This window comes from Nostoc edaphicum CCNP1411, from assembly GCF_014023275.1.
Classification (GTDB): Bacteria; Cyanobacteriota; Cyanobacteriia; order Cyanobacteriales; family Nostocaceae; genus Nostoc; species Nostoc edaphicum_A.
Window position 1 is genome coordinate 3,492,001 of the sequence record NZ_CP054698.1, and the last position, 19,593, is coordinate 3,511,593.

14 protein-coding genes are annotated in these 19,593 nt (G+C 43.1%); 7 read left to right on the top strand and 7 right to left on the bottom strand.

Features of this window, described 5'->3' with window-relative positions; genetic code table 11:
- Positions 1-250 precede the first annotated feature (250 nt).
- Both glgP and HUN01_RS17235 read right to left on the bottom strand, forming a co-directional pair.
- Positions 251-2,815, bottom strand: coding sequence for an alpha-glucan family phosphorylase (gene glgP, locus HUN01_RS17230; protein WP_181932278.1), 2,565 nt, complete (start codon positions 2,813-2,815; stop codon positions 251-253).
- Positions 2,816-3,399: 584 nt separating this feature from the next.
- On the bottom strand, positions 3,400-3,723 hold the full coding sequence (locus tag HUN01_RS17235) for a hypothetical protein (RefSeq protein WP_181932279.1): 324 nt from the start codon (positions 3,721-3,723) through the stop codon (positions 3,400-3,402).
- A gap of 611 nt (positions 3,724-4,334) precedes the next feature.
- Here HUN01_RS17235 and HUN01_RS36115 point away from each other — a divergent pair.
- The 4 genes from HUN01_RS36115 to HUN01_RS17250 all read left to right on the top strand — a co-directional run bounded on the left by HUN01_RS36115 (position 4,335) and on the right by HUN01_RS17250 (position 9,351).
- The gene (locus HUN01_RS36115) at positions 4,335-4,463 is read left to right on the top strand and encodes a hypothetical protein (protein ID WP_256091202.1); all 129 of its coding nucleotides are present in this window, start codon (positions 4,335-4,337) and stop codon (positions 4,461-4,463) included.
- A gap of 643 nt (positions 4,464-5,106) precedes the next feature.
- Positions 5,107-5,808 (top strand): acyltransferase, encoded by a 702-nt coding sequence (locus HUN01_RS17240; RefSeq protein ID WP_181932280.1) that lies wholly within the window; start codon positions 5,107-5,109, stop codon positions 5,806-5,808.
- 345 nt (positions 5,809-6,153) lie between these two features.
- The gene (locus HUN01_RS17245; RefSeq protein ID WP_041566417.1) at positions 6,154-6,270 is read left to right on the top strand and encodes a photosystem II reaction center protein I; all 117 of its coding nucleotides are present in this window, start codon (positions 6,154-6,156) and stop codon (positions 6,268-6,270) included.
- Between the two features lie 195 nt (positions 6,271-6,465).
- Positions 6,466-9,351 (top strand): DUF3769 domain-containing protein, encoded by a 2,886-nt coding sequence (locus tag HUN01_RS17250; protein WP_181932281.1) that lies wholly within the window; start codon positions 6,466-6,468, stop codon positions 9,349-9,351.
- Between the two features lie 37 nt (positions 9,352-9,388).
- On the opposite strand, the gene HUN01_RS17255 is transcribed toward HUN01_RS17250, so the two are convergent.
- From HUN01_RS17255 to murJ, 3 genes are all read right to left on the bottom strand, one after another.
- Positions 9,389-9,673, bottom strand: coding sequence for a hypothetical protein (locus tag HUN01_RS17255; RefSeq protein ID WP_181932282.1), 285 nt, complete (start codon positions 9,671-9,673; stop codon positions 9,389-9,391).
- Positions 9,674-9,883: 210 nt separating this feature from the next.
- Positions 9,884-10,405 (bottom strand): porin family protein, encoded by a 522-nt coding sequence (locus HUN01_RS17260; protein ID WP_181932283.1) that lies wholly within the window; start codon positions 10,403-10,405, stop codon positions 9,884-9,886.
- A gap of 148 nt (positions 10,406-10,553) precedes the next feature.
- Positions 10,554-12,158 carry a murein biosynthesis integral membrane protein MurJ gene (murJ, locus tag HUN01_RS17265; protein WP_181932284.1) on the bottom strand — a complete coding sequence of 535 codons (1,605 nt, stop codon included), beginning with the start codon at positions 12,156-12,158 and terminating at the stop codon, positions 10,554-10,556.
- 632 nt (positions 12,159-12,790) lie between these two features.
- Here murJ and HUN01_RS17270 point away from each other — a divergent pair.
- A complete protein-coding gene (locus HUN01_RS17270) occupies positions 12,791-15,808 on the top strand; it encodes a GAF domain-containing sensor histidine kinase (RefSeq protein ID WP_181932285.1) in 3,018 nt (1,005 codons plus the stop codon).
- 96 nt (positions 15,809-15,904) lie between these two features.
- Here HUN01_RS17270 and HUN01_RS17275 read toward each other — a convergent pair whose 3' ends face one another.
- Positions 15,905-16,411, bottom strand: coding sequence for a pentapeptide repeat-containing protein (locus HUN01_RS17275; RefSeq protein ID WP_181932286.1), 507 nt, complete (start codon positions 16,409-16,411; stop codon positions 15,905-15,907).
- Between the two features lie 85 nt (positions 16,412-16,496).
- Positions 16,497-18,017 carry an LCP family protein gene (locus HUN01_RS17280; RefSeq protein WP_181932287.1) on the bottom strand — a complete coding sequence of 507 codons (1,521 nt, stop codon included), beginning with the start codon at positions 18,015-18,017 and terminating at the stop codon, positions 16,497-16,499.
- 115 nt (positions 18,018-18,132) lie between these two features.
- Between HUN01_RS17280 and HUN01_RS17285 the strand changes: the two genes are divergently transcribed.
- Both HUN01_RS17285 and yidD read left to right on the top strand, forming a co-directional pair.
- Entirely contained in the window at positions 18,133-19,197 is a 1,065-nt protein-coding gene (locus HUN01_RS17285; RefSeq protein WP_181932288.1) for a mannose-1-phosphate guanylyltransferase, read from the top strand.
- Positions 19,198-19,275: 78 nt separating this feature from the next.
- Positions 19,276-19,572, top strand: coding sequence for a membrane protein insertion efficiency factor YidD (gene yidD / locus HUN01_RS17290; RefSeq protein WP_084227296.1), 297 nt, complete (start codon positions 19,276-19,278; stop codon positions 19,570-19,572).
- The last annotated feature ends 21 nt before the right edge of the window (positions 19,573-19,593 follow it).

Sequence of the window (19,593 nt, forward strand, 5' to 3'; positions counted from 1 at the left end):
ATCATCTCGTTTTATTCGTTCTACATAGTCGCCTGCTAAAATAGTAGCGACCTCTTCCTAAGAATATCCCCTATTTTTCTTAAGAAGCTGACTTTTATGATTATCCCAGTCAAATCGCATTTCTCTTATAATTCCTCATCATTCTAGCAATAATTATTTTTGAGATGTGACTGCATCGCACAATAAAAGGCGTTGCTAAACTTAAATCAGCAACGCCTATTCTTGAGTATTCAATAACTACTCAGCACTCTTATTCTGCCCAAGCAATTAACCTTGGTTCATAAGGATTAGCTAGATTTGGATTTTTCGGCAATACACGCAAAGACAAGCCTTGCAAACCAGAAGCGGTATAGGTAATATTACCCGTGTAAGTACTCAATTGCTGTGCATCCTCCCCTTGGTAATCCATCACCACTGGTATAGCGTTGACAATATCACCATTGGCATCGATCGCACCTTGATATAGCTCCACCTGCACATCATCATTGGTCAAAGTCGCCAAGTCAACCTTGGCTTTGACGGCAACGGTTTGGTTAACCTCAATGTCTGAAGCTGCCGATACATCAACATCTTTGATTCTGATGTTGAACCAGTGTTCGTTTAGTTTTTCTTTCCAAGCAGCTAGTTCTTTAGCTGGAGCATAGTTATCAACAGTCAGAGTATGATAGCGATCGCTAGCGGGGAAATAAGCCCTTTGTGCATATTCTCCAACCATCCGCGCTGTATTGAAGAACGGACAATTCAACCGAATTGCATCCTTCATTTTGGCAACCCACGGACGAGGCAAGCCATCACTATCGCGGTGTTCATAAAATAGCGGTACAACTTCCTTCTCTAACAATTCGTAGAGAGCATTTGCTTCTACTTCATCTTGGTAGTTAGGATCGTCGTAATTCTCTCCATGTCCAATTGCCCAGCCCGTGCGGACGTAATCAGCTTCATCCCACCAGCCATCTAGTACGCTTAAATTTGGCAATCCATTCATAGCGGCTTTCATACCACTAGTACCAGAAGCTTCCCGTGGACGACGCGGTGTATTTAACCAGATATCACAACCCGCAACCATCAACCGGGAAATGTGAATGTCGTAATTGGGGACAAAAACGACCTGCTTTTCTAAGTTTTGTTCGCGGATAAAGTGATTAATATCGCGGATCAGTTCTTTACCGGGGATATCCTTGGGATGTGCCTTCCCAGCAATCACAAATTGCACTTTCCGGTCTTTGTTAGCCAGCAGAAGCCGCTTAATCCGATCCAAATCACGCATCCAGAGGGTGGCGCGTTTGTAGGTGGCAAAGCGACGGGCAAAGCCAATGGTGAAAGCGTAAGGATCTAAAACTTCTTGTGCTTGGATAATTTCTGAAGCCGAAGCGCCGCGATCGGTCAAATGCTTGACCAAATGCTCTCGCACATACAAAACCATATCCAAGCGGCAGCGTTCGTGATTGCGCCACAATTCCTCATCGGGTATGGCTTCCATCCGATCCCACAATGGGCTATCTGGTGGTGCTGATGACCAATTTGGGCCGAGATAGCGATCGTACAATTCTTGAGTCGATTTTGCTACACAACTGCGAGCATGGACACCGTTAGTAATTGCTGCGATCGGCACTTCTTCTACTGGCACATTCTGCCACAAGCCCTGGAACATTTGCCGTGACACCACACCGTGGAGTTGTGCGACACCGTTAGAAAATGTTGCCATCTTCAGCGCCAGCACCGCCATACTAAAAGGCCCAGATAAATCGCCTGTATTCTCGCGCCCCAGTCCTAAAAATTGCTCTTTGGGCAACCCAAATATCTCTGCGTAATATCCCAGGTAGTGCAGCATTTTGTCGGGAGCGAACAAGTCAATTCCCGCGGGTACTGGCGTGTGGGTGGTAAAGATATTGCTGGAAGCGACCACTTGTCTAGCTTGGACATAATTCAGTCCTTCTTCCTGAATCAGCAAGCGGATGCGCTCTAGGGCGGAGAAAGCGGCGTGACCTTCATTCATGTGGTAGGCGGTAACTTTCAGCCCCAAAGCTTTGAGCATTTGCACGCCACCGATCCCCAGCATGATTTCCTGGTGGATACGCATATCGATGTCGCCACCGTACAACTGATCTGTAATGTCGTGGTCGTAAGTGTTGTTCGGTTCAATGTTGGTGTCCAGCAGATACAGGGGAACCGTCCCTACCTGTACGCGCCAAACTCTTGCATACACCTTGCGTCCTGGATAATCTACCGCAATCCGCAGTTCCGAACCATCGGCATTGCGCTCCAGATGCAAGGGCATATTATAGAAATCGTTGAGCAGGTAGCGTTCTTGCTGCCAGCCATCAGCATTGAGATACTGAGCAAAGTAGCCTTGCTGATACAGTAAACCTACACCGACAAGTGGTAACCCCAGGTCACTGGCAGATTTGAGGTGATCCCCCGCCAGAACGCCCAAGCCTCCAGAATAGACTGGCAAACAATCTACAAGTCCAAATTCCGCCGAAAAATAGGCGTAGCATTCTTTGGGTTTTTGCTCCCGTTGTTTCTGATACCAAGTGCGCTCTTGCAAATAATCGTCTAACTGGCGGTCAGCTCGATCCATTTGCGCTAGAAAGCCTTCATCCTCAACAACTTCCAGAAGCCGCGATTGAGATATGGTACCCAGCATTAACACCGGGTTATGATGGCTAGACTCCCATAGGTCAGAGTCTAAGCGACGAAATAAATCTTTAGTGTCAACGTTCCAATCCCAGTGCAAATTATAGGCTAGCCGCCGCAGTGGTTCGAGTCGCGGTGGTAGTGAGGGGGATACGTTAAATGTACGAATTGGCTGCATAGGTTGGCAAAACTCCAAGTTTAGCTATGGTTATTGTTTACTCTCTTTACCAATGTTGCCAATTCTTTATACTGTAGTTTGTGAAAAAGCGATGACTTTGTTAAGCATTGAGAATTTTTTTAACCTCGTTGCTAAAGTTTACACCAAGGTGTTTCTAATTCTGTGTCCTACTCTCAGCCATGTACTTGGTATATTAAAATTTAATCATTTAGTGGCATATATCACTTAAAAAAAATCTAGTTTGGAATAAATAATTTATATTTATTTTAGTATTGCTTCCGGGGATCAAATGTTGGGTCTTAGCTGAGGGTGAAAATTCCTCATAGCTGTGTCCAGGAAAGTTAAATTTTTAATTATTTCTTAATAAAATTGCACTCATAAAGAAGCGCTGTAAGAAGGCAATAGGCAGATCGCGCAGCGTGTTGTAGATAAGGCAGAACGTAAATGCCATCAATAATCGGATTGAAAACTGTACCAAGCAGTTAAGCAGGAAAAGCGATGCCTGCGGTGGGCTACGCCTACGCTAACTACTTGGTATTAAATATTGATACTAAACCAGGAAAATAACCTATTAGGGTGTTATCTTATGCACCTAATGAAGGCTGATCTTTAGTATTCTTTGTCATCGTCAGAGCTACAGCTGCTGCATAAGCAATCTCAGCTGCCATTTGATAAGCAAGTTTGATACTTGATGAAGCGTCTTTGGCTTTAGGAGAGAGGGAAGCTTTTTTTCGGCGCGACTCTTGTTTGACATCACCCGCCACAATAGCTCGCTGTAAAATTATCCAGGCATCTAGGTCTTCTGAGTCATAATTACTTTGAAGCTGCGATCGGATTTGGTCTTCGGCTACAACACTTAGATAGCCGGTAGTTAGAGCTTGTTGCACAATTTCTTTAATTAAAGCCATAATTTGAACCAAGTGTGTGAGTTAAAACCGATACCTCAATTCGAGCAATTTGATGTTATCTTGTGGGCTTCTCCTGGAAACTAAGCTACGTTTCAGCTTTCTTTTAATAAAATTTATAACAAGTACTACCAAGGACGCATCACCCGCTTGGCTCACCCGAATGGGTGATTTACAAACTTTTAGATATCAGTAATAGGGAAGAGGAAAATTTTTAGCTTTTTCAGAATATAGTGTCATAAGTATAGTAGATATCATTCTTAATTTAACACCCAATCATAAAATTACTTGCACAAGTAACGGTACAAATATAGACAAAAATGCTAATTAACCACTTACAGCATTTTTTAAATTCACCGTCTTCAATAGATTGAATCTAAGTGTATACAATTATTTCAGAGTAGCGTAGACTTTGGCCACCGCAGGCATCACTTCCGTAAAAAAGTTAACTAGTTTCCAGTATTCTCATCAACAAGCAGCCTAGAAATCAACTTATTTCATGAGAGTGTTCCACTAAAAATAAAATGTGTTATCGTTAAAAACAATTGTTATTAAAAGCAATTCATTTAATTAAAAACGTGAATTGGCTAGTGTGTAAATCATCCGTGTGCAACATGATTGGAGCAGCATACTCTAGAAATTCGTTGCAAGAAAGCCGTCATAGCAGTCGGGGAAGCGCTTACTTGTTTGCACCGATGGTTAACTTCAATGTGATGGCCGATGTGGGAGATAATCCACCCTAATTGGGTTTTACTTGGGCAAAAATACCCAGAAAAATCTAACAATAATTACATTGTTATGCTAGGCATAAATTTTATCTAAACTTTGAATATAGTCTAGTTAAATGTATTTTTTGTTGCAAATAGCTTGTGGAACTGAGTTTTTTTAAAATACTAAAACCGCTTGAGAGTAAATAGCCTCAAGGTAAATAACTCTATCCCTAGTTACGTAAAAAGCTTTTCAAATTTGCCGGATAACCAAAAAAGTACCCTATCTAAACCAGCAAATTTTCCCATCAGACAATTTAATAGTCTGAGTTTTGACTCTGCAATGCATTTAAATTGTTTTGTTAATTTAACTGGTTAAAAAGAAGCCGAATTTTTACGTATATATAGTAAAAGGCTTCTGATTAATTAACACAATTGTGCGTATAAAATGAGCGAATCTATACACCTAAATGCAAGAATTGCTCACATAGTCAAAGCCAGAATTTGGTTTTTCAAATATTGGAAAGCCATCTAAAAATATTGGGGAATTTCGGTAATACTGCCAACATAAATCCTGTGTTAGTAAATACTAATACCGTTTGTGTTGGCAGAAGATTAGAATACAGCCAAAACAACTTTCAACACTGTCACCAACAATTGATTTAAGAGATATGTAGCCATGCATAACGAGCAATATTTTTCAAAGTTGCAGCGCGTGCAAGAACTTTTAGTAACTACGGTGTTAGGAGATATTCCAACACTTATTCTGGGGCCGAAGTTGCGTAATTTGGGATATCGGAGTATTTTTGCCCAGATAGGCAGCCCAGTATATATTCAAAATGGTGTTGAATTTAACGGTACTTCTTGTATTGAGATAGGCAGTGGGGTCTATATTTTCAAGGGTGTGCGGATGGATGCTAGAGGACACAAAAATAATAGAATTCATCTAGGAAATAGAGTCGCTATTGAGCGTAACGTTGATATAGGGTCTTTGGAAGATACATCTATACGTATTGATGAAGACACCTTTATTGCTCCCAATGTGTGTATTGAGGGGCCAGGAGACATTAGAATTGGTAAACACTGCTTGATTGCTGCCCATTCGGGGATATATGCCAATAATCATAATTTTGCCGATCCGGTGAAGCCGATTAAATACCAAGGTGTTACTCGCAAGGGAATTGTAATTGAGGATGATTGTTGGCTAGGACATGGAGTAACAGTATTAGATGGCGTTACTATCGGCAAAGGCAGTGTTATTGGTGCGGGAGCAGTTGTCAATAGAGATATTCCTCCTTTCTCCGTTGCTGTCGGTATACCTGCACGAGTAATCAAAAACCGAATTGGCAAAGATCTAGCAAAGGTTCAAGCGGAGAAATAGGGGATTGGGGATTGGGGACTGGGGACTGGGACTGGGGATAGTAATTATTTCCTCTGTAACCTATCCCTTTTTTTTAGAAACTTTTGCCGTTAGTCAACGTCACAGGAGTAAAAAGTCTCTGAGTTATTTCCTAAGGGCATCTAAAAGTCAGACAACTGAGTATCTTGTACTATTCTCAATAAGCGTAGGATAGGATAGACACTACCAGTCCCCAATTCCCAGTCCCCAGTCCCCAGAGTCTTCTAAAAAAGGGACGAGATTTGGGTAATATAAAGTAGCTATCTTTTCTGCATGGCAGATACTGAAAGAAAAGCTTTCTTTGTTTTACCCGTTGGAGATATTTCTATGCTGACTTTAAAAATCGCTGTTTATATTGTTGTTGCCTTCTTCGTAACTATCTTCATCTTCGGATTTTTGTCGAACGATCCCGCTCGTAACCCCGGCCGTCGGGACTTAGAGTAAAAGGGCGATAAATCATCCGCGACTTTGGAAGGCGGAAAATACTAAACGCCACGGAAACTTACTAACTTACGCTTAGTAAGTTTCTCCCTCCAGGTAGCTTGCTGTAGGTAGCAGAAGGCGACAGTCGGAAGGCAAAATGTATGTTTAACCTTTCCTTCGTCATTTGGCTGTTTGTTAGCCCGATTTTGCTCAAATATGCTTCATCCAGTTCTGCCACCCGATCCGCCTCCTATCGTCGAATCTTTACAACCTGTAAATCCCACCTCATCTGCTAGTCATACAAAGTTTCTTTCAGGTGTAGATACTGGAATACACGAAAAGACAGACAAATCCAAGCAGTCCAAGCTTTTGGCTCAGTTGGCAATTGCGGATAACACCAAAAGTGATCCGCAATTACCAACTTCGATCAACTCAACTCAGAATGACTTGGTAGTTGCTCAAACTCCCTCTGTACCTCATTCACCAGAAACCTTACCACCAGAAACTTCCCCACTCACAGGTTCTGGAACCGCCGCACTTTTGGGGCAGTCACTCGTCGTTGGTCATTCCACGCAGGAGGTTAAAACCTCTAATCGCCAAGAGAAAGAAGACACAAAGATAAGTTCGATCGTCGGCGTTCGGCACTCGGAAATTCTAAGGTCGGCGCTGCGTAAACGGCAGATAGAAAGAGAAGCCACTGAGTTGGCAAAAAAAGTTGGAGCGGAGGCTTCCCATCTAGATGCAAAAGGTGAACCTTCTGAAAAACTCGGTGAGCGATGTCTAACGACAAGCCGCTTTGCATGTACGCCAATTTCCAACTCTAGTGGAAAAAAACAAACCTTTTTGGACTCTGGTAGCTTTATTCCTGTTGTTGCCCAATCTCCGCGTCCTCTTCAAATTCCTCCAATTCCCACAAACAACAAGTTAGTCGAGTCCAAGGCGGAAATTTTAGCTGAGAAGTTAACGCCACAAAAACAGCAAACTGATATTACTGCACAACAGTCTCCTGTTAGAGACAATATCTCTGTATCCGCTGCTGATCTTGCACCGAGTTCTCAATCAGTACAAAATTTTATAAAATTCACGTCTCGTAACCCGACAAACCAACTCTCAGTGCCCATCACTGTAGAATTCAAGTCGCAAGTCCAGCAACAAAGCCAAGCACCAACGCCGACACCAGAGGACAACACCACTAATCAGCCACAAGGTGAACCATCTGGTACAACTGCACCAGCTACCACGCCGCCAACCGGGCCGAGAATTGTGGAAGTCACTTCAGATCGCCAAGAGTATGACGAGCAAAGGCGAATTATTACAGCTGTAGGTAATGTAATTGTGCGATTTGATGGGGCAGTGGTAGATGCCGATCGCCTGCAAGTCAATTTGGACAACTTGATTGCTGCGGGAGAAGGCAATGTAACGTTAACACGGGGCGATCAAATACTGCGCGGACAACGCTTTACCTATAACTTTGTTCAAGATAGTGGGGAACTGGAAAATGGTAGAGGAGAAATTTATGTACCCTCAGCACAAACAGATTTTGCTTTTTCACCCACAGCTATAAGTGCTGGTGGAGTTTCAAAACGTCCGCCGAGCGATCGCATTAGAGCCAATCAACCCCTTTCCGGTGTGAGTAGCCCTGGAGGAATTGATGTGACAATTGGTGGTCAGTCAGACGCTAGCAACATCCCGCCACCGAAAGCTGGGGGTGCAGTCAATCGGCTCAGGTTTGAAGCTGAACAAATTGACTTTTATCCGCAAGGCTGGCAAGCAAGGGATGTCCGCATCACCAACGATCCTTTTTCGCCTCCAGAATTAGAATTACGCGCAAATACAGTAACTTTGACGCGAGAATCACCCTTGGTAGACCGGATCAGGACACAGGGGCAGCGTTTGGTATTGGATCAAACAGTCTCCTTGCCAATTCCCCTGAATGAGCGTACTATTGACCGTCGAGAGCGGGACGTTACACCTGCAATCGTCTCCCCCGGCTACGATGGAGAAGATCGGGGTGGTTTGTACATTGAGCGTGGCTTTCCAATAATTGATACAGAGCAAACACGCTGGACAATTACGCCCCAGTTATTAGTACAGAGAGCTGTGCAAGAAGGCACGGGTGATTTAGGCGCACTCTTTGCAGTGAAGACAAAGATAAATTCTGTTTTGAGTTCACGGACGATAATTCAGGGAACTGGGGAGTTAACTAGTTTTAACTTGAATGACGTGGAAGAAAATTTGCGAGTGAATTTAGGATTGCGCCAGACATTAGGCACTTCTCTTCCCCACACATTGAATGTGCAATATAACTACCGCGATCGTCTCTACAACGGTACTCTGGGTTTTCAAACTGTCCAGAGCAGTTTTGGCGGCATTATTACCTCTCCTGTAATTCCTTTAGGAAAAAGTGGCATCAACCTCAACTACCAGGCAAGTGCCCAGTATATTGATGCCAACACCGATCGCCAAGACTTGTTAGAACCAGTACGGGAAAACAATCGCATCTCACTTGGTCGTGTACAAGGAAGTGCTACCCTCAGTAGAGGGCTGTTGCTGTGGCAGGGAAAACCATTACCACCCACTGCCACTGAGGGATTACGATACACGGCTACCCCTGTAGTTCCTTACTTGCAAGCGATCGCTAGCCTTACAGGCACTACCAGTTCTTATACCAATGGTGATAACCAAAGCACCCTAACTGGTACAATTGGCTTACAAGGTCAAATTGGTCATTTTTCTCGACCTTTTTTCGACTATACCGCCTTTAATGTCAGTTTCTCTCAAGGCTTAAATAGCGGATTATCACCCTTTTTGTTTGATCGCTCCGTTGATAACAAAGTGTTGAGCGCTGGAATATCACAGCAAATCTACGGCCCTTTTCGCTTAGGCTTTCAAACATCTGTGAACTTGGATACTGGTAGAGAAAGTAGCACCGATTACATTTTGGAATATAGCCGTCGTACCTATGGCATCACCTTACGTTACAATCCGGTGTTGGAGTTAGGCGGCATTAGCTTCCGAATTAGTGATTTTAACTGGGGTGGCGGCACCGATCCATTTTCGGAAATTAAGCCAGTAGTGGGCGGCGTGCAACAGGATAATTAATGAATAGTGCTAATAACTTTTCTATTTTTTGCCCAGCCTAAGGACTTGGGACGACTCGACAGCGGATCGCACAATTGGTTGATCCACCGCCAGGTATTCTCAGGTTGGCATAGTCGCCGCCTAGTTGAACAAGTGAAGGTGGTTGGTGTAGGGTTATACAGCATCTTTGAACTGCGGCTTGGTACTCTCGCCATTGCTTGCGGATTGCTATGCTGGCGGCATCGTCACCTAAGTCTGAAAATTTTAGCCCTGCTCGAATCAGCCAAGATTCCACGTCAGTTGTTTCACCAAGTATTTCTGGAATGGGATTAATCTTTTCCATGAGTAATATCTTATACGTATATTCACGATTACTCATTTCACGTTAAGAGAAACTATCAATACTAGCCAATATTATTTTTTATCAAAATCATCAATAAAAATGATTCATGCCTGAGTATAAAAACTCAGGCATGACAGAATGAATTACTATTACGGCTGGCAAACATCATTGCTTTCGCTTCCGAATCAGCTATTTTCTAGCTCATAATCACTAGAAGCGATAGCCTAATCCGGCTTGGAAGCTGACGGCATCAGCATCACTATTTCTGTAGGCGTCAATGCCCCATTTAGTATCGCCATAGGCGATGACATTGTTGCTAACTTCTGATTCAATACCAAGGGTGACTACAGGTGAATTCTGATTGCCCAATGGGGTTTTTTGACCTTCGTCAGTTACAAAAGAATAACCACCACCGAAGTAAAGGTTAGTGTTTCTGGCGATGGGCGCGTCGTAAGTCACTATGGGCATAATTGCAGCAGCATCACCACCATACAGCACAGAACCCCGTAGTGAAACAGGCGCATTGGGCATGGCGTAACGTCCCTGAATATTGCCACCGAATTGTGCTCCATCGTTTCCTTGTCCGCCACTGGTTGCACCAGCCGCAACACCAGCACCGATGTAATTAGCATTAGTACCGTTAGTACCTGCTGTTTGAGCAGATGCAATGCCGGCTGAAAAAACAATGGAAGCAACAGCAAGTGCAGAGGCAGCTAATTTTGTAAGTTTCATAGGATTCTTCTCACCAGAGTTAGTTAAAGTCAATGTTCTCTAGTACTAGAATCTCTTTTTTTACAAAATGTAACCTCGCACACCTGGCTCACCCGATTGGCTGAATTATTTCTCACCTACTTGGGTGTACCCACTGAGCAATTCAAAGTTATTTTTTTAAAAAGCGTTGACGTAGACGAGATGTGAAAATATTCACCTCTGGTATTTTCATCCATGAAGCGATCGCAGCAAACACCGCAATTCCCACGAAGCCAGAGATACATAACTGCAATAGCAGAACCACTAAACCCGTTTTACCTAACAACTGTTGCGTTCCAACTAAAGTTCCATAGCTTGCCACCCCAGCTACCACACTACCAGCAGTTAAACCCAGAATTGGCACACTCCACTCACGCCAAGGTAAACCATTTAGTTTGCGATCCAGTAACCATAACAGCATTAACAGGGAACTGCAATTTACACCTACTGTTGCTAACACCAAACCGGGAGCACCAAAAGGCCCAACTAAAATCCAATCGAGCGCAGCATTGAGAAAGATGTTAAAGGTACTGATGCGAAAAGGTGTCTGCCCATCACCCAAGGCATAAAATACCCGCACCAAGACATCACGCCCCAAATAAGCAAACATCCCAATACCGTAAACAATTAGCAACTCGGAAACTAGCTGCGTAGCATCTTGCTTGAAAGCACCCCGCTCATATATTACCTGGACAATGGGTACAGATAGCACTACCATCAATGCTCCTAGAGGTAGCATGGTGACAGCACTAAGTAAAAGTCCCTGACGAATCCGTATTTTCAGATCGTCCCAATTTTCTGGTTCGGCAAGTTTGGCGAATATTGGTAACAGAGGCAGCAAAATGATATTAGAAATAATCCCTAAAGGAGTTTGCACTAGCAAATTGGCATAGTTAAAGCCAGCAGCAGCACCAGGAATGGGACTTGCAAAGTAAAGTACAGTAGCAAAGTTAATTGGCATCATCCCGGAAGAAATTGTTGCCGGAGTCATGATTCTAATCACTTCTTGAACACCTGGGGATTTAAAATCAAACCGCAGGCGTAACGTACCTAATCCTAACCGCCACTGAACAATTAGCTGCACCAGCCATTGGAGAATTGCTCCTGCCAAGGTTCCCCAGGCTAAGACCATACCACCGATTAAAGCGTATTCTGGCTTGATAATATCCTTGCCCACTTGCATGGTCATGAAAGCAATGCCGATAATAACGGTAATGCTGGATAACAGAGGGCTGATGGAGAGCAACCAATATTGATTAGCTGCATTAAGAGTACCGAAGCCAATACCAATTAAACCGGCAAATAAAGCCATTGGTGCCATAATGCGGAGTTGTTGAATGGCGATCGCTCTGGTTGTCGCCTCCAAGCCATGACCAACTAAATCAATGATCGTATCCGCAAAGAAAATCTGAGCGACTGTTACCACCAACAGCAATCCAGCTACCAACGTTGTCACGGTTTCCACAAGGGGAGCCGCTTCTTCTCGTCGACGCTTCGCTAAAACACTGACAATTGCACTGTGTAACGGCCCATTTACGCCACCGAGTAATATTAATAGAAAGCCAGGGATAACATAGGCATAACTATAGGCAGTGGCAGCAGCACCAACACCAAAAGCCGCAGCGATCGCTTGCTGCCGCACTAAACCGAAAATTTTACTAATTAATGTGGCTGCGGCAACAATGCCAGCAATTCCAGCGAAAGAACGAGAGGGTTTTTGGTCTTGTTGTGTCACGAATAATACTCGACAACTCTTGCAGAGTGCATACTTTTAAACATTTAACCTGAAATCCCGCAGTCTGTCAGGTAAATTTTGACAAATTAGTAATTTTAAATGCCTTCGTTGGCATTGGCAAAGCGATGCCTAGGTTGGGCTACGCCTACGCCCAAAATTAAATTCCTGAGATTGTTATGATACAGCGAATTACAAGTTAGTTAGTTAACGATTCAAAAAGGGTAAGATCGCTTTTCTGATTTGTCCCGGCAATACTAACTTAGTCATCACCTTGTTGTGTACAAGCCAAAATTATTTTTTAACTCATTACGAGGATAGATCAAGAAAGGGGAACTATAACAATCAGGAGGCAGGAGTAACCCACTCTTAAAAACGTGGGACTTAAGCTGTGGAAGCTTTAGATTTATATCGCACTTCTCTGCGAGACGCTGCCGCAAACGTGCTGCACGTCTCGTACCAGTATCTTCTTTTTAAACTGGGTAATACTTCTGCCTTCTGCCTTCTCTGATAACCATCTTCTGGGAAATAGTTAAACACTGTAAAAATTTGCAGGTTGTCATATTTTTTACACCCTTTAACCTATGAAGTTTGGTGTGATGAACCCTTGTATAAAAACGACATAACCCAGAGCAATGGAACCCAATTCAAATTTCACAGAAAATCAACTTCTCTTGTCAAGCGCTCAACTTCAAGAGCAACTAGAGCAACAAAAGGCTTTGGCAAGTGTAATTGTCCGAATTCGGGAGTCTCTTGACTTAGAAACAATTTTTCAAACGACCGTTACACAAGTGCGTCAGTTGCTAAATGCTGATCGAGTAGCAGTCTTCCAGTTCGACCGTGAACAAAACTGGGAGGGAGAATTTGTTTCTGAGGATGTTGCAGTTGGCTGGGACTCAGCAATGGCAGTAAAAGTTTACGATCGCTGCTTTGGAGAACAATTTGCTGCCAGTTATCAACAAGGTCGAGTGCAAGCAGTAGCAGATATTTACAACGCAGGGCTAAGTGATTGTCATGTGGCAATTTTGAGTAAATTTCAGGTACAAGCCAACCTCGTTGTCCCTCTATCCCGCCAAAAGGAACTGTGGGGATTGCTTTGCATTCATCAGTGCAGTGAGACTCGTGACTGGAAAGAATCGGAAATTGAATTTATTTGTCAAATTGCTGACCATCTTGCCGTTGCGATTCAACAAGCAAAGCATCTCCATGAAGTCCAATTGCAAGCTGCAAAATTGGCTCAAGCAGTTCAGCGCGACCAAGTAATTGCTCAGATTGTTGATAAAATTCGCTCACCTCTTGATATTGAAACTATTTTCAAAACCACAACGAAAGAAATACGCAAGCTGCTGCAAGCTGATCGAGTTGCCATCTTTTGCTTCAATGCCGATTGGAGTGGTAACTTTGTTGCTGAATCATTTGCGGAAGGCTGGATTTCCCTAGTTGGCATTGAGCCTGCGATCGCTGATACTTATTTACAACAGACGCAAGGCGGACGTTATGTTAACAACCAGACTTTTACAGTTAATGACATTTATCAAGCCGGATTAACAGACTGCCATATAACGCTGTTGGAGCAATTCCAAGCAAAAGCCTTTGCAACTGCGCCTATTCTCCAAGGAGATCAACTTTGGGGAATCATCGCTGCCTACCAAAATGCCTCACCCAGACAGTGGCAATCTTATGAAGTCGAATCACTGACCAAAATCGGCACACAAATTGGTGTAGCCGTGCGACACCATAAGTTGCTGGCATATGCTCAGTATCAAGCAGAGCAACAAAAGACATTAACTAGCGTAATTACTCGAATTCGGGAGTCCCTAGATTTAGAGACAATCTTCCAGACTACTGTCACTGAGGCCCGGCGAATGCTGCAAGCAGACCGAGTTGCAGTCTTTCGTTTTGACTCGCAAAAAGATTGGGAAGGAGAATTTATTTCCGAGGATGTTGTATCTGAATGTAACTCGGTAATAGCAGAAAAAGTTTATGATTATTGCTTCGGTGAAAACTTTGCACCTCTTTATGCCCAAGGTCGAGTAAATGCGATCGCTGACATTTATCAAGAAAAGTTTCCAGGTTGCTACGTTCAAATCCTAGCAAAATTTCAAGTGCGGGCAAATATGGTCGCACCTCTATTGAAAAAAGGCGAACTTTGGGGATTGCTATGTATTCACCAATGCACCGCTCCTCGTTACTGGCAACCCTCTGAAATTGAATTTGCCAGTCAAATAGCCGAGCAATTGGGAGTCGCATTAAAACAGGATTCTTATTTAAAGCAAGTACAAATGCAGGTTGTCCAGTTAGCAGAAGCCACTGAACGCGAGAAAGCAATGGAACGACAAGAATTGCTGGCTGCAACTATTGATAAAATTCGCCAGTCACTCGATATTAAAACTATTTTTAGAACCACTACTCAAGCTGTGCGCGAGTTGCTAGAAGTCGAGCGAGTTGCAATTTACCGCTTCAACCCTGATTGGAGTGGTAAATTTGTGGCAGATTCCTTTAAAGATGGTTGGAAACCTGTTGTACAAACCCAACCAATGATTATAGAAACTTTTGAGGATACAGACGACGATAACGAACTTCCGCGTAACGAAACCTTTGTTCCGATTCGGGAAGGTGAGAAATTATGGGGATTATTAGTTGCTTATCAAAATTCGCAACCGCGTTATTGGAAAGAGGAGGAAATTAATTTACTGGCTCAAGTCGGGGTGCAATTGGGAATAGCGATTCAGCAAGCGGAATTATTAGAACAAACTAAACGTCAAACCTTAGAGCTTACTCAAACTTTGCAAGAATTAAAACAAACTCAGACCAGATTAATTCAGGGTGAAAAAATGGCAGGATTAGGACAACTACTTGCTGGAGTTGCCCATGAAATCAACAATCCTATCAGTTTTATTTTTGGCAATCTTATTCATTTAAATGAATATATTCAAGAACTGCTAAAGGTAGTGAAACTTTACCAACAAAATTCTTCATTGTCACCAACTGTCCAAGAACAAATTGACAAGACTGATTTAGATTTTATCATTGAAGATTTACCCAAAACCCTTGAATCAATGCAAGTAGGAGCAGAGCGAATTTGTGAGATTGTGCTATCACTACGTAACTTTTCTCGTACAGATGAGGCTGAATTAAAGCCAGTAGATATTCATGAAGGCTTGGATAGTACTTTGTTAATCTTAGGGCATCGCCTCAAAAATAATATTGAACGCCCAGCTATTGAGATTGTTAAAGAATACGATGATTTCCCTTTGTTAGAATGCTATCCCGCGCAATTAAATCAAGTATTTATGAATCTTTTGAGTAATAGTATTGATGCATTAGAAGAAAAGTTTAAAACTATACAGCAAAGGTATTTGAAGTTATTGCAAGCGTGTCCAAAAATACCTTTAACTATCTGGATTAGTACGCAAGCTGTTCATAACCAGATTGTAATTAGAATAGCTGATAATGGTCTTGGGATTCCAGAAGAAGTGCGATCGCACATGTTTGATCCCTTCTTCACCACCAAAGCACCAGGTAAAGGTACAGGATTAGGATTGTCTATTAGCTATCAAATAATAGTTGAAAAACATCATGGTCAGATTAAATGTTCTTCTAAACCAGGAGAAGGAACAGAGTTTTTAATTGAAATTCCCAGCGGTAATTAAAGGCGACTGGTTTTTGACAATTTTCACTCAATCTTAAGTAAGGAAACGAGGATAAGCATTTTATGCTCAACGCCGAGATTCTAGATTCTAGATTCTTTACTTACAACCCAAACTATCTCGCGTTGACACACCCGTAACTGGATTGACGCCATCGGCTCGTTCACACAGCAGCGACACTTGATAACGGTCAATTAAAGCATCGGTAAAATCAGCACCAGTGACATCAGCATCGTAAAAGCGGCTGCGGGTCAAAGTTGCTTCTGTAAAAATGGCATTTTTCAGGTTAGCACCATCCATAGTGACGCGATCGACTAAAGCGCCGTTCAAGTTCGCACCTTCGAGATTTGCCTTTAACAAAACTCCTTTAGTCAGAATTGCATTGGTTAAATTCGCTCCTTGGAAATTCGTACCCCGCATTTCTGCTGCTACAAAAGTCACACCTGCTAAATCAGCATGAGAGAAGTCACGATTTTCTAAATTTATATTGTTGTAGTTAATTGTGTTGATTTGAGCAAAAGCCGGCTGGGGATTAAGTATTATCCACAAAAAGGCTAGTATCAAAATCGCCATCAAACCAAAAAAGCGCAGTAAAATCTTTTTCATAACTTTATTATTTGTCAGTAGTCCTTGGTCATTAGTCCTTTGTCATTTAACCAATGACTAATGACTAATGACTAATGACTCTTGGCTATTTCCAATCTTTACCAATCCGAATTGTGAGATCAGATTCTAAATCACCGATCGCAGATACTTCTATTTGACCCAAGCCTAAGACTTTTTGCAAATCAACTCCAACTCGCCGATTGCCTTTTTGGACAACAATCTGAGTTTGACGTTGGGTATCTGGCCAATCAGGCACTTTGTAAATATTAGTAAAGCCTTTCTGTTTCAGATAAGCAATAACTTTTTCAGTTAGCTGAGGTTGATTGGAAGCATTTTGAATAGCAATTTTGAGGTTAGGAACCTGACGCATATCTGGCTTCAGACCAGGTACATTTACCCCAACATAATCATTCAACAGGCTCTGTTGTCCAGTCATATTTAGCCAATAGCTATCAGGGTCTTTGCTAAAACGGCTAAAGGTACCAGGCAACACGGTCATTTGGAAGTTATCCCGATCTAGGTTGAGACCGAAGTTCACCAACGCCATCATTTCTTCCATCTTCAGGTTGGTATCAAAGTATTTTCGCATCAAGCGAGTTAATTGAGGCAACCTGGGTAAGATGGTAGGACTATTGAGGCGTTGTAGCAATGCTGCTGTTAGTGCTTGCTGACGCTGCACTCTTGGCAAATCTCCCAAACCTGGTTCACGGAATCGGGCAAACTGTTCTGCTTGTTCGCCGTTGAGGGTTTGCCAGCCACTGACTAAATTAATCGACAGCCGACTGCTGGAGTCTTTATATTCCATTGATTGGGGAACAAAGACTTCCACTCCGCCTAACTGATCGACTAACTGCCGTAATCCACTAGTAGAAATACGGATGTAGCGATGGATTGGGGCGTTGTTTAAGGTACGGCTAACTACCCGTGCTGCCAAGACTGGGCCGCCTTGGGCATTGGCATCAGATACCTTAGTTAATCCCTTTTCTCCCTTTTCGGGGATAGCAATCATCGTATCTCTGGGAATGGAAAGCACCCGTACAGATTTTTCACTAGGGTTAAGACGTACCAACAGCATGGAGTCGCTTTTTCCAGCAAAGCTTTCTGGAGAGCCATCAACGGTACCGCTGACTGGTTCAATCCCCATAATCAAAATATTCATCGGTCGGGAAAGCTGGTACTGGGAGAGTTTTCCCCATAACTCGCCTGGTAGTGGGATTTTTATCTCGTCTTTACCAGCAGTTCCTAAATCTTCATCTGTTCGATCTAGGTTGCTCCACAGAGGAGTCCACAGCGCTAAAGTTGATACCAGTAGCCCAGATAAGATGACACCGATAACAACCGTCGCGATCCACAACAGCCATCGAGGCATGGTTAAGCCCAGTCTCTCGTAAAGCTGATTGGGAATTGCACCCACAGATTCGACGACGCTACGGTTCGGATTCGCTGGTAGGTTTAGTTCGACCTCCTCCTCCTCTGAGTCGGCTACTGGTACAGGTGTTACTTGATTTTCCGTTCGTTGAAGTTGCTGCGATCGCACTTCACTTTCAAACTCTACTACTTGTTGAGATGTAACCGGATTTTCCGACCATTCGACTTGTTTTATCACAATTATCTCCCCACTCAACCACTCCCTAAAAGTATGTTAATCCAAGCTACAAATATTGCCAGTGGAAAAGCTCACTGTAAACTTGTAATGTTCTTCGGTAGGCGTGTATGACAACATGAATACTTTATTGTTCCCCGTAATCCTTGCTGGTGGTAAAGGTGAACGTTTTTGGCCCCTGAGTCGCAAAGACAGACCCAAGCAATTTTTAAGTCTAGATGGTAGCTCTAAAAGTTTATTACAAGCAACCGCCGATCGATTGATAGAACTCGGTGGCGGATGGGATTCCTTGTGGGTGATTACTTCTAGTCAGATAGCTGAAGGGGTAAGACAACAATTACCTGATTTACCAGTTGAAAACTTACTGATCGAGTCCGAAGGTCGAGACACTGCCGCAGCCGTTGCTTGGACAAGTTTAGAAATCAAACAGCGCTATGGAGAAGACGCTGTGATTGGCTTTTTCCCTGCTGACCACTGGATTGCTGACGAAAAAGCGTTTGCACACACATTAAGCGCGGCTACGCAACTGGCAGCAAGTACAGCAGCGATTGTTACACTGGGGATCAAGCCTACTTTTCCATCAACCGGTTACGGCTACATTGAACAAGGTGAAAAAATAGGTAGCTTTAATGAGTTGCCAGCTTATCACGTGAACCGCTTTACTGAAAAGCCCGACCGTGAAACGGCAGAGACTTTTTTATCTACGGGACGCTTTAGCTGGAATAGTGGAATGTTCGTTTTTCGGGCAGGGGTTGTTCTCAAGGAACTACATACCCATGCTCCAGAAATTATCGAACCTTTAGAACAACATGGTCCTGATATCTATCCCCAGTTGCCTAAGAAGAGTATAGACTATGCGCTAATGGAAAAGACAACTCTAGCATACGTTTTGCCAGTTGATTTTGGTTGGGATGATTTAGGAGATTGGAATGCGATCGAACGCTTACTGAAGAAAGAGGAGAATCCCAATGTGGAACTCGCTACTCATGTAGGGTTGGACACGCAGGGGGCGATTATTTACGCCTCAAATCCAGAAGATGTAGTTGTTACAATTGGTTTAGAGGATGTGGTGATTGTGCGCGATCGCAATGTCACTCTCGTTGTTAAAAAAGACCGTACCCAGGAAATTAAGCAGATCCTCAAAATTATTCAAAGCGATTCCCGATTTACCGACCTGCTGTAAAAATTAAAACCCTTGGCAGAGGCGAAAAAGTCTATTTTCCTATTATAACTTGACTGTCTGTTATTTTATCTGACAGTTATGGACATTATTAGCTTTGAGCCTCTTGCCAAAACAATGGCCATCGATTCTATTACTGCCTATCAAAAATATATTTCTCCGTCCAAAGGATTTAGTTGTTCCCATCGCTTATTACATGGTGGGGATTCCTGCTCTAATTACGTCAAACGGATGCTGAGTGAACAGAAGCTCCACGAAGCCGTACAATCATCCATAAAAAGATTCAAAGACTGTGCCGCAGCTAGCAAAACTTTAACAAGTACCAAAGCTAGAGCCGACTTCCGTTGTATTGTCATCCCCTGCTGTTTACCTCTTTAACTCCTCTGCATCTTTGCAGTT